The following is an 11,926-nucleotide window of genomic DNA, read 5'->3' as shown; positions in this document are numbered from 1 at the left end:
CGTTTGAAAATAAAAAAATAACGCATGAAGAAAGGAATCAATCAAATGAATAGCACGGATCCGATGAGCGAATCTACTTCGCTTAATCTTGATCACACTGACTCCAGCGAAACTGCAAACGCAGCTGCAAGCAGCACAGCAGAACGCATTCGCAACAGCCGCGACTACCACGTTCTTAACGCTATGCTCGGTCTTTTCGATCCAGAAAAAGGCATTCAGTTTGATAAAGACACGGAAGCAGAAAAGCTTTACGTTTCGGGTTACGTGCAAGAGCACAGCATGAAGTTTGCTTCCACTCGCGAGCGCTTGAATTATTTGATTGACAACTACTACTACAACGGCAACGTGTTCGGAAAGTACAGCGACGAGTTCCTCGATAAATTCTATGAGCACGCAGAAGCCGCTCACCACACTTTCGGTACTTTCTTGGGCGCTTTTAAGTTCTACACTTCTTACGCTTTAAAGACTTTTGACGGCAAGCAGTATTTGGAAAACTTCGCTCAGCGCGCAGCTGCAGTCGCTTTGGAACTCGCAGACGGCGACGAAAAAGCAGCACTCAACTATTTGGACGAGATGCTTGCAGGCCGCTTCCAGCCAGCTACACCAACGTTCTTGAATCTTGGTAAAGCTCAGCGCGGCGAGGCCGTGAGCTGCTTCCTCGTGCGCCTGGAAGACAACATGGAGTCTATTGCACGCGGAATTAACTCTGCTTTGCAGCTTTCTAAGCGCGGCGGCGGTGTTGCTCTGCTTCTTACGAATTTGCGCGAACTTGGCGCTCCTATTAAGCGCATTGAGAATCAGTCGAGTGGCGTTGTTCCTGTTATGAAACTTTTGGAAGATTCATTCTCTTACGCTAATCAGCTTGGTGCTCGACAGGGTGCAGGTGCAGTGTATATTAGCGCTCACCACCCAGATATTATGCGTTTCCTTGACACTAAGCGCGAGAACGCAGACGAGAAGATTCGTATTAAGTCGCTTTCTTTGGGTGTTGTGATTCCAGATATTACTTTCGAGCTTGCTAAGCGTAAGGAAAAGATGGCTTTGTTTAGTCCTTACGATGTTGAGCGCGAATATGGCAAGCCTTTTGCAGACATTTCCGTTACCGAGCATTACGATGAGATGGTTGCAAATCCTCGCATTCACAAGAAGTACATCGACGCTCGCGAATTCTTTATGACGATTGCGGAAATTCAGTTTGAGTCTGGCTACCCTTACATTTTGTTTGAAGACACTGTAAATCGCACAAATCCTATTGAGGGTCGCATTACTATGAGCAACTTGTGCTCCGAGATTTTGCAAACTCAGGAAGCAAGCACTTATAACGCCGACTTGTCTTATAGCCACGTTGGTCGCGATATTTCTTGCAATCTTGGCTCTCTTAATATCGCTAAGGCAATGGATGGCGACTTGGGCACAAGCGTTGAGCTTGCTGTTCGTGCGCTCACTTCTGTTTCGGAGCATACTTCTATTGATTCTGTGCCTTCGATTCGTCGTGGAAACGCGGAAGGTCACGCTATTGGCTTGGGTCAAATGAATTTGCACGGTTTCCTTGCTCGCGAGCACATGCAGTACGGAAGCGAGGAAGCTCTTGACTTTACAGACATGTACTTTATGACGGTTGCTTACCACGCTTATAAGGCTTCTCACGCTTTGGCTGTAGAGCGCAGGACTGCTTTTGCAAGCTTTAAGACAAGCGCTTACGCTAAGCCAGCAGGCAAAGGCAACTACTTCGATAAGTACACAGATGGCAGCCGCTCTCTTGAACCTAAAACTCAAAAGGTTCGCGATTTGTTTGCTCGCTTTAACGTTGCGATTCCAACCGTTTCGGACTGGGAGCAGCTTCGCGACGAGATTTTGCGCGATGGCATTTACAACGAGTATTTGCAGGCCGTTCCTCCAACTGGCTCAATCTCGTACATCAACCATTCCACGAGTTCAATCCACCCTATTGCTTCTCGCATTGAGATTCGCAAAGAGGGCAAGGTTGGTCGCGTCTACTACCCTGCCGCATACATGACGAACGACAATATGCAGTACTTTAAGGACGCTTACGAGATCGGTTGGAAGGCGATTATTGACACTTACGCTGAAGCAACTCAGCATGTGGATCAAGGATTGTCGCTTACTTTGTTCTTCCCAGACACTACTACTACTCGCGATTTGAACAAGGCTCAGATTTACGCATGGCGTAAGGGCATTAAGACTCTTTACTACATTCGTATTCGCCAGAAGGCTTTGGAAGGTACGGAAATCGAGGGTTGCGTAAGCTGCACGCTGTAAATCACATCGCTGTAAATCGCAGCGCCGTAAATCTTTAAAGATTAAATCAAAACTTAAAAATTTTATAAAACGTAGTATGAAACAAATAATTTAGGAGTAATAATGACAGAACTCAGCCCAACAGAACTGCGCAGTAGTCTCGATAAGCCTTTCGGCACGAATCGCGTAATCGCAGACGACGCTATGATGGCAGCTTCTATCACACCATCTCAGTACCGCTACCATCACGGATCGCGCGTGCGCCCAGTTAATTGGAACAATATTATTGACGACAAAGATTTGGACGTTTGGAATCGCCTTATTGCTAACTTCTGGCTTCCAGAAAAAGTTCCGCTGAGCAACGATATTCCTTCTTGGCGTTCCCTCACCGACCTTGAGCGCAAGACCACTACTCGCGTTTTTACAGGCTTGACTTTACTCGATACCAGCCAGGCAACTATTGGCGAGCTTTGCCAAATTGAGCACGCTCGCACGGAGCACGAGCAGGCTATTTACACGAATATTGCTTTTATGCAGTCAATTCACGCTCGCTCCTACTCCTCTATTTTCTCCACTCTTTGCTCTAGCGAGGAGATTGACGAAGCTTACCGTTGGGCTGTTGGCAACGACGTTTTGCAGCAGCGCGTTACCACCGTGCTTTGCGAGTACGAGAGCGAAGATCCGCTTAAGCGCAAGATTGCAGCAACTATGCTTTCTTCGCTTCTTCTTTACGCGGGCTTCTATCTTCCGCTTTATTTTGCTTCTCGCGGTAAGATGATGAACACTGCCGACATGATTCGCTTGATTTTGCGCGATAAAGCAATTCACGGCTACTATTCCGGCTACAAGTTCCAGCGCGGTTTGGAGCTTAGAAGCGAGAACGATAAGAAGAATCTTGAAAAGTTCACTATGAACTTGCTTGACACTTTGTACGATTTGGAAGTTGAGTATTCTGGTCAGATTTACGAAGGATTTGACTTCCACGATGACGTTTTTGACTTCGTGCGTTACAACGCTAACAAGGCTTTGATGAACCTTGGCTACCCTGCTAAGTACAGCGAAGAAGAAACTCACGTAAGCCCAGAAATTCTCGCAGCTCTTTCTCCTGCAGCCGACGAAAATCACGACTTCTTCTCCGGCTCTGGTTCCAGCTACATTATGGGCAAGTCTGTTGAAACTGACGACGACGATTGGGACTTCTAATCGCACAGTTGACTTACTGACTAATTTACTGAATAACTGAATAACTAACTGATTGGTTAGCTAATTATCTTAATTAGCTAACCAATTTTAATTTAGTTAGGTAAATTATTGCAGCAAAATAGATTCTATATAAAAGCTAGAAGTCAAAAAATAACACAGGTCACTCAGCCTTTATGGTACACTATGTGAAAAGGAACCGGTCTTGTTGATTTGTTTATGCAAAAATCGGCAGTGGCCATCACTCCTACTCACGTTCAAACCAAGATTTTTGAACTGAACTGAGCTGGCACTAAAGTTGGAGTCCAAGTTTGTAAGGATGACTAACAGCCGTTAGACGCATCTATAAGAAGAAAGAAGTCCATTTATGGGGAAAATGACTTATAAAAAATTACTTTGTATTGTAGTGCTCTTCAGCTCGCTGGTGGGGCTAGCAGCCTGCGGTAACTCCAAAGCAAACAATCCGAAGCCAACAAAAATAGCCCACCAGTCTGCTAAAAAACATTCAAAATCAGTCAAAAAGGCTCCAAAGAAGAAAATCTCCGAAGCTTTTGTAAAAGGGCAAGAAGGAACTTTGGAAGCCCTAGGCGAAACTAAACGCGTTATTTGGGATGCTTATCCTGATCAGTTGGCTTACGTTAAAGATGCTTTCTACCACTGGACGCTTCAAGATGACTGGTTCCAAGTTACTACTGGTCATTATATGGTTGTTGACCGTTTAAACAGTTCAGGAATGTTGTTAAAGAAACTCCAAAAAGGCATGCCTGTTAAACTAAACGGCAAAGATTACAAAGTGGCAGATTATAAAGACTTTGAGGGTGGCGGAAGCGCGGATAAATTGCTAAGCCAGTTCAAAGGATATGTTGAGCAATTCCCTAAATCTGCTTACTTTATTCAAACTTGTCTTGATGCAAGAACTTATGGCGGACAACGTTTAGTGGTTCTTGACGTAGCAAATTAGTAAACGATTTAGCCGCAAAATTTAGATTATTTACCAAATTTTGTTGTTTTGAAAATATTGCCTGTGCATCGACGAGGTTGATGAACAGGCAATATTTTTTAACTGATTACGAGACAATAGTTACGACCATATCGCGCGGCCGAAATCACGCGTTATCGTGGCAATGGAAAAGCATTCTACATCACAGATTAACCGCCTACTTACATCTGCTGCGCAAAGACGCGTCCAAATACTCGGTCGAAATACGTCCAAATACTAGATTGAAAAGCGTCCAAATACTCGGTCGAAATACATCCAAGTACTCGATTAAAGCGCAAGAAAGCACAATAATTTATGCTTGCACAATAACTATTTCTCTACATGAAGTGGAACGTGTACATTAATAATCCACGAATCGCCATCTTCAATAACTTTAAAAGTTCCTCCAACTCGTTCCGCAAGCATCTTATGGAAACGCAGTCCATATCCTAATTGCAAGTTAGAAAGAATACCGCGTTGTGCACTATTTATACACGTAATATGACATTCATGGTCATTAAGCATTACATTCATAGCGTATTCTTTAGGCTTTGCAGCATGCTTTTTTACGTTCGCAAGTAGTTCTCTGCAAATATATTCAATTTGAGCACATTCTTCAAAAGGCAAATGGATTGACCGAGAATCTTCAGCAGTTAAATCACTACTCAAGTCAATGGAACCAATATAGCCAAGCTTTTCAAATGACTTTTGTTCACAGTCAAATAAAACACGTAAGCCTGTGCAAAAATCTTTATAACATGTAGTAGATTGCATAACATCGCTAGTGCTTGCAGTTGTAGCATTGTCAAGAAGAGAAATGATATTACGTGCTTTATGAATAGTTGTAGTAGCACATTGAAGAATCTCTCGAGAATTTTCATGCTCTTGGTCATGAGTTGTTTGAGGTTCAATAGATTGTTGGGCCATCATCATAATGCTGGAAAGCTCATTAGTTACTTCATCGTGCATGCGAATTGCTGCAATAGTGGCATATTTTTGAAAAACGTTGTAACGCTGTGCAAATAACTGTTCCTGCTGTTGGTGAATAGTAGCAATATAGTATTTTACGATTGCGCTAGAAATAAGAGTGATAAGAAGCCACCACGCCAACACATAAGCGTTTTGAAAATCGCAGATAATAAAGAACCATGAAGATACCCCGCAAGAAGAAAGCACAGTGTACCAAGGTTGAGTAATTACAGCAATTGCCAAACAAATCAATATAGTAAGCATCATAGATGAGTAGTTGATATTTGGCGCAATAATTACCAACGGCATCCAAATGAGCACAATAAAAGATGCCTTACGTGGCCATATTGCAATGCATAAGCAGATTACAATCCATACTATTTCAACCGTAATTGCATGCCAATTAGAGTAGTAATGAAGCTTATTATAGGAACAAATTTCAAGAATCAAAGTACAACTTATGATTGCACCAATTCCAATTTTCTGCCAAGCATCATGCGGCAAAAAATTGATCATACGCGTTAATAATTTCATAACTACCTACTTTTACACGTTAATTTCTTACACGTTATATGTCATGCGAGTATTTTGCGAGCGCAGCGAGCGCTTGCATACGACTTTTAACTTGAAGTTTTCCATAAATACGCCGTAAATGCGTGTTGACTGTTGAAACTTTCACATTAAGCTGATCTGCAATCTCTTTCGTAGAATACCCCTGTTTGCACAAGCGCATAATTTCCGATTCTTGAGGAGACAAAACTGAAGTCTTCGGAAGTTGAGAAATCATATTAAATGATTCTTGCGGAGTGTGAAAATAGTCAATATATTGTGGCAATTCTGGACACCCGTAGCTTGTTGCGCGCGATTGGATAGCTGCAACTACGTCTGATAAATTGTCTTTATGTACTAGCGCTTGACCACCTGACTTAGCCACTTGCAATACGTATTCATCTAACATGTAGGAAGTAATGCCGATTAAAACAATATTGCTATTGCGCTCGCGAATTGCCTTAATTACATCAACGCCACTCATTTCTCTCATTGACATATCTACTAAAAGTACGTCAGGAGTATTTTCTGTAACGCAACGATGAATAGCTTGTTTTGCAGAAGAGCACATCCATGAACAAACAAAGTTTTCAGGCAAACGACTTTTTAGAAGAAGTTGCATATATCGCAATACAAGCGTGTCATTATCAACAATTGCGTAAGTAGTGTTCATACAATATATGGTATCTTGTTTTGGAATCCACTTATCAAGAGATGTGCGATTGTATTGTTTTTCTCAAATTATCAAGATTGTACACATTAAAGTGCCATACGCTAGCACTTTCCGTTGGCACACTCCATTCTTCGGTTTTGCCATTCGCAGTAAAACGAATTATTTGAGTTGTTGGCTTACTTATAACTTCAAAATTAGTGAGTTGATTCCACGCAATACGACGAAGATACTTATCGTCTAATTTAGCTAGATTACCCGAGCCTAAAATGACATTCGGATTAACAATAATAAACTCATTATTAGTGGCAGCAATAATACGCGCAACAACGCTTTGCGCTACATAGAATAATTTAGGTAACAAAAATAGTTTGATTAAATCTTTCCACCAAGGGTCATACTTCATAGTAAGCACATATGTTTTGCCAACTGAAAGATTATGCGCTTTAAAGTACTTGACGATATCTTCTTCTCGTATACCGCGCAAAGGATTAGTCATAATAAGCACCTCCTCGTGATTCTTGTTTTGTAAATTACCAACATACTAACGTGCAGATTTTATCTACACAAATAGGCGTACCTATTTTTAACGATAGTGCTTTTAGAAAAACTTTTAAAAAACTTTTACTATTGGCAGTTTGCATGTTCTCAACAATCAATATTTAATAATATTTCCGTTTTGGAACTATTTTTAAATAGAGGCTTACTTATGGAGTTATCGTGACAGATTTTGCTGGATTTGCAATTTTTGCCACGATAACTCGTATAACATAACAACGAAACAGCACTATGTATCACAGATTAACCGCCTACTTACATCTGCTGCGCAAAGCTTCGTCCAAATACTCGATTAAAACGCATCCTTAACATTTCTTGTTGACGCAACAAACAAGTAAATCTATCATGTTAGTGGGAGACACATTGCCCCCCCCCAATAAATAAGTTGGAGGTTTACGATGAAGAAAAATTTCACGTATTGCATCGACAGTAGTACTAGTAGTTTCCATGGCATTGGTTCCATGTGCTACTACATATTGGGATTGCAAATAATCTGTATGTATGAATAACTTATCATAGGGGATGCGATGTCTCGATTGTTGCGTTCATTGTCATGCGCACTTGTTCTTCTGCTTGCATTATTTGCATCGCTGTTAGGTTTGACAAAAATGAACGACTCCTTGGGTGATTGTATTGCTATATATCCGCAGACGAGTCGCCTTTTTTCATTACGCGGTGTGACAGAAGACAAAGCTGATCAAATTTATGCATTACTCAAGAATACTGTTGCTCAGCATAATGCTTTTGTGGTTCGTAATGATATGCGCTTGGCAGCGAGTGACGCCGGTGTAGATGGTTTTGAGCTTGGCATATTTGGCAATCCTCGAGGCAAAGAAGATTTGATTACTTTGTCATATCTCGGAACGCCGATTCTGACATCGCATGCCTTTACGCAATTATTGCACAGCGAAAGTAACAAAACGCTTGGACTTGATATGGCAAAAGCAGACATGCTTGCTGATCTGCCCACTATTTCCATTGAGGGTTCGCGTTTAGTTGTTCGTCAATTAGATGCCCTCGTCGACAATAGTAAAACAAAGCTTGGTGATTACAGGATTGTGGGACTTTCCAATCGAGACTACCATGCATTAGTTACTCAAGCTGCTCGCATCGCTGGTACAACCTACCAAGATTTTCAACGTGGAAAATCTGGAATAGCACGATCCAATAGTTTTAATCAACTTACTTTTATTATTGTATGCATTGTAACAGTGTTGCTTCTTGGCATTACGATAATCGCTGATGGGTATCTTTCGTATAGAACATTGGGAAGCTACTTGTTGCTGGGTTGGTCGCGTTCATCGTTTGCTTTGCGTCATCTTATGCCGATACTTGTTTCAGCACTCGCCGTATATCCTCTTGTTTGTATCGTGATGAGTTTATTTACTCACGGATTTATATGGAATATTCAATTGTTAATGCAGGCGCTGATTATAGCGTTGCCAGTTATTGCAGTTGTGTTGCTTCTCAGTGCATTAGTCATTTTGATGATTATCTCTGTAAAACCAGTAGATGCAATTCGTAATCGTATCACCAAACGTGGTATGCTTATTGCTCTTGCACTCGTTTATGCTATTGCATCAACATGCGTATTAGAAGGTGTGCATAGCATAGATGGGCCAATAGGCGAGTTGACGAAAAGTGTGGAAGTTGCTCGTATGTGGCATCCTGTATTAAACCAGAGAATTATGTATCACCACCTCGTAGGGCAAGATGGTGCTTCGGTATCTGGTCAATCGACGCAGTATGCCAAAGATGCTTTTGCATGGTATCGTTCCATTGAGGATAAGCCAGGAGTAAGGCTTATTTACACAAGTTTCTTTGATGCGGATATACTACAAGATTGGCGCAATGGTAGCGTATATAAGCATGTGCCTTCTAAGCCATTCTGGTCGTTTGTGGCGTCGCCTAAGTACTTGCAAGATCAAGGATTTACTGTAGATAACGAGGTCAAAAACCTTGCTCGTCAGGGTGTGCGCATTTACTTCATTCCCGACACATATAATCCTCAAGAGCAGACTTCGATGAGACGGTGGCTTCAAGAGTCAGACAACCTAACGTCTACTGATGTTTCGACCAAGTTTACTGCGCATCCACAATTCGCATTCCGCACGTATCATCCTTCTCGTGAGTGGTTTAACTGGTCTACGGATATTCATCATAAAGTTATGGTAAAAGATCCTATTATTTTTTATGCGACGAGTGATAATTTGAATGCGTCTGAAAGTGAATCATTACTTGCTGGCGGTCTTGACAATAGCTACATTAAATTGAATGATCAAGCAGCAGCTAGATATCTGAGCGACGCTTATACTGCACGGTATCATCTTGATGATAATCATCTTCAATTCTTACAAGTAGGAGAATGCATTGCAGGCTACCAAAAGACGATTATGCAGACGTTGCAATTGTTTGGTAGCGTAATTCTGCTTATTACCCTGCTTATGTTGATATTGCTTATAGCGATTATTGCTATGTTTGCAGCATGCTATCAAGAAAGTATTGCGGTGAAACGATTGCTTGGTTTTTCGCTATTACGCATATTCTCTATGCCATTCTTGCTTGTGGGACTCGTTCAAGGAGTACTTTTTGTTATTGCTTCGATTGAACGGACTCGTTCTGGCATGATATATGTGCTGATTTCGGCAATTATTGAACTCATATTATTAACGATACAAACATATTATTTGAGTAATAAACACATTACTTCTATGGTAAAGGAGTAGTCGATAATGCAAAATAACAGTATTGAACCTTTAATAAGTGTACGCAATCTTTATAAATCATATGGGAATCGACCGGTTTTAAATAATCTTAGTTTTAGTGTGCAACAAGGAGAATCGTTAGCAATAATGGGGGCTTCCGGCTCTGGAAAATCCACTATTCTAAACATTCTCGGCATGCTTGAAACCTATGATAAAGGTGAAATAAAGATTGCTGGCAAAAAACTTCCAGCTATTAATTCTGTTGCTGCTACTAAGTTACGTCGTTATCATATTAGCTATTTATTTCAATCGTTTGCATTGCTCAATAATCGAACTGTATTTGATAATTTGTGGATTGCGATGGCATATAATAAAAAGTCAAAGTCTGTTAAACACCAAATGATTGATGCAGTTCTTGCTGAACTCAATATTGAGTATGCTAAAAATGACCGTATTGCTGTGCTTTCTGGTGGTGAACAGCAGCGAGTTGCTATTGCTCGTGCAATGCTGAAACCTGGCTCGTTGATTTTGGCAGATGAGCCGACGGGTTCACTTGATAGAGATCTTGCTGATAAAGTGTTTGCGCAATTGCAATCGATGAATAAAGAATATAACAAGACATTGCTTGTAGTGACACATGATCCTTTGATTGCTCAGCGATGTGATCGTGTGTTACATATTGAGGCGCTAGCTCGGTAGTTGCATTGCTTCTCTTCCCCTTGTTAAATTTCGCGTTATCGTGGCAAAAATTGCAAAATTAACAAAATCTGCCACGATAACTGTGTGCGTCACGCATTTGCTGGTTCTATTGCAATACGTCCACCTAATGCTTGAACAACCTTCGCAATAGTTTGGAAGCTGGGATTGCCGTCTCGTCTTAAGCTTTTGTAAAGGCTTTCCCTTCCAACCTCGGCTTTTTGAGCAATTTCTTTCATTCCTCTAGCTTTTGCAATATCGCCTATAGCGGCTTGCAGTAAACAAGGATCATTTAGTTCTGCTGCTGCATTGAGATACGCAATAACATCATCATCGTTCTCAAGATACTCACTCGCATCCCATTTACTTATATTTACCATTTCTTCTCCTCAATTAACTGTGCAAGGAGTATCTTTGCTTGTTTAATATCTTTACTTTGACTACTTTTATCTCCACCAGCGAGTAACAGCATTAGTTTTGAGCCTTTTTGCGCAAAATACACACGATATCCTGGCCCAAAAGTAAAACGCAGCTCGCTAATACCATTGCAAACTGGATGCAAATCACCTACTGGCTTGCCTGCAATTTCACATAATCTCAGCCTCGCGTTAATTCGAGCTTTATATTGCGTATCGCGAAGTTTTTTCATCCAATTGCGATACTCATCTGTTTTAAGTATCTCCATAAAAATATTTTATCCTGTAGGATACAGTTTTGCAATAATAAGTAAACAGTCATATCAGTTATCGTGGCAAAAATTGCAAAATTAGCAAAAACTGCCACGATAACTCGGTTTTTGTGTTTTATAAGTCCTGTAACGCAATTCTTTTATCTTCTGCAGACTGCTTAGACGACTTATCGTCCTTCTTAAGAGAATGCGCATAGCGAATAAGACTTCTTGCAATAAAGAACACTAAAGCACATATAACAAGTGCGATAAGAATGTCAATTATCGGACCAAATAATGCATAGCTCATGATTCATCCTTTCTTTTTCTATATTCGTTTATGAGTGTTCGAGCTGTGTCAACATCGTATTTATCGTCAATAGCAAGACTCTTTACTAAAAGAACGAACGGGTCTTCTGGTTCATTGTCGCTTATTCGAATTTTTTCAATGAGCCTGTTAAGCCTGATTCTCATCGTTGGGTAAGAGACTTGATACATTTGCGACATTTCTTTTAACGATCCAGACGATAATACAAAGTTCTTTATAAACGACATATCTTCATCTGTGAGATTAGCCATCCATCTTGGAATGTGATCCATATCACCCCTTTCTTCAGCCTATAAACTTTAATTAAATTAAACTTTTATTAAAAATATTAAAGTCGCTGTATGAG

12 protein-coding genes are annotated in these 11,926 nt (G+C 40.8%); 5 read left to right on the top strand and 7 right to left on the bottom strand.

Annotated features, from left to right (window positions below; genetic code table 11):
* The first annotated feature begins 45 nt into the window (after positions 1-45).
* The 3 genes from nrdE to HXT33_RS00665 all read left to right on the top strand — a co-directional run bounded on the left by nrdE (position 46) and on the right by HXT33_RS00665 (position 4,420).
* A complete protein-coding gene (gene nrdE / locus HXT33_RS00675) occupies positions 46-2,280 on the top strand; it encodes a class 1b ribonucleoside-diphosphate reductase subunit alpha (protein WP_410313753.1) in 2,235 nt (744 codons plus the stop codon).
* Positions 2,281-2,382: 102 nt separating this feature from the next.
* A complete protein-coding gene (nrdF, locus tag HXT33_RS00670; RefSeq protein ID WP_004134133.1) occupies positions 2,383-3,462 on the top strand; it encodes a class 1b ribonucleoside-diphosphate reductase subunit beta in 1,080 nt (359 codons plus the stop codon).
* A 364-nt stretch (positions 3,463-3,826) separates the two neighbouring features.
* Positions 3,827-4,420: a hypothetical protein gene (locus HXT33_RS00665; RefSeq protein ID WP_410296386.1), complete on the top strand. Its 594-nt coding sequence runs from the start codon at positions 3,827-3,829 to the stop codon at positions 4,418-4,420.
* A 348-nt stretch (positions 4,421-4,768) separates the two neighbouring features.
* On the opposite strand, the gene HXT33_RS00660 is transcribed toward HXT33_RS00665, so the two are convergent.
* From HXT33_RS00660 to HXT33_RS00650, 3 genes are read right to left on the bottom strand one after another with little or no spacing between them, the layout of a single operon-like run.
* Positions 4,769-5,941 (bottom strand): exodeoxyribonuclease V, encoded by a 1,173-nt coding sequence (locus HXT33_RS00660; RefSeq protein ID WP_421787126.1) that lies wholly within the window; start codon positions 5,939-5,941, stop codon positions 4,769-4,771.
* Between the two features lie 34 nt (positions 5,942-5,975).
* Complete coding sequence (locus HXT33_RS00655; protein WP_375169140.1) at positions 5,976-6,629, bottom strand: LuxR C-terminal-related transcriptional regulator; 654 nt, start codon at positions 6,627-6,629, stop codon at positions 5,976-5,978.
* A 34-nt stretch (positions 6,630-6,663) separates the two neighbouring features.
* Complete coding sequence (locus tag HXT33_RS00650) at positions 6,664-7,125, bottom strand: hypothetical protein (RefSeq protein ID WP_004129675.1); 462 nt, start codon at positions 7,123-7,125, stop codon at positions 6,664-6,666.
* Positions 7,126-7,711: 586 nt separating this feature from the next.
* Between HXT33_RS00650 and HXT33_RS00645 the strand changes: the two genes are divergently transcribed.
* Together HXT33_RS00645 and HXT33_RS00640 are read left to right on the top strand one after the other, a co-directional pair.
* On the top strand, positions 7,712-9,910 hold the full coding sequence (locus tag HXT33_RS00645) for a hypothetical protein (protein ID WP_421787124.1): 2,199 nt from the start codon (positions 7,712-7,714) through the stop codon (positions 9,908-9,910).
* A 6-nt stretch (positions 9,911-9,916) separates the two neighbouring features.
* On the top strand, positions 9,917-10,588 hold the full coding sequence (locus tag HXT33_RS00640) for an ABC transporter ATP-binding protein (protein ID WP_421787122.1): 672 nt from the start codon (positions 9,917-9,919) through the stop codon (positions 10,586-10,588).
* Positions 10,589-10,677: 89 nt separating this feature from the next.
* Here the strand turns inward: HXT33_RS00640 and HXT33_RS00635 are convergent, their stop codons facing one another.
* From HXT33_RS00635 to HXT33_RS00620, 4 genes are all read right to left on the bottom strand, one after another.
* On the bottom strand, positions 10,678-10,965 hold the full coding sequence (locus tag HXT33_RS00635) for an addiction module antidote protein (RefSeq protein ID WP_004129679.1): 288 nt from the start codon (positions 10,963-10,965) through the stop codon (positions 10,678-10,680).
* Positions 10,959-11,270, bottom strand: a complete 312-nt coding sequence (locus HXT33_RS00630; RefSeq protein WP_421787120.1) for a type II toxin-antitoxin system RelE/ParE family toxin — start codon at positions 11,268-11,270, stop codon at positions 10,959-10,961. The genes HXT33_RS00635 and HXT33_RS00630 overlap by 7 nt, the downstream gene beginning before the upstream one ends.
* Positions 11,271-11,388: 118 nt before the next feature.
* A complete protein-coding gene (locus HXT33_RS00625) occupies positions 11,389-11,562 on the bottom strand; it encodes a hypothetical protein (RefSeq protein ID WP_004129684.1) in 174 nt (57 codons plus the stop codon).
* Positions 11,559-11,852 (bottom strand): DUF2089 family protein, encoded by a 294-nt coding sequence (locus HXT33_RS00620; RefSeq protein ID WP_004134118.1) that lies wholly within the window; start codon positions 11,850-11,852, stop codon positions 11,559-11,561. The genes HXT33_RS00625 and HXT33_RS00620 overlap by 4 nt, the downstream gene beginning before the upstream one ends.
* Positions 11,853-11,926: the final 74 nt, after the last annotated feature.

This window comes from Gardnerella sp. DNF00753, from assembly GCF_049244275.1.
Taxonomy (GTDB): domain Bacteria; phylum Actinomycetota; class Actinomycetes; order Actinomycetales; family Bifidobacteriaceae; genus Bifidobacterium; species Bifidobacterium greenwoodii.
Note: the sequence above shows the minus strand (reverse complement) of the source record. Positions and strands in the feature narration are given on the sequence as shown.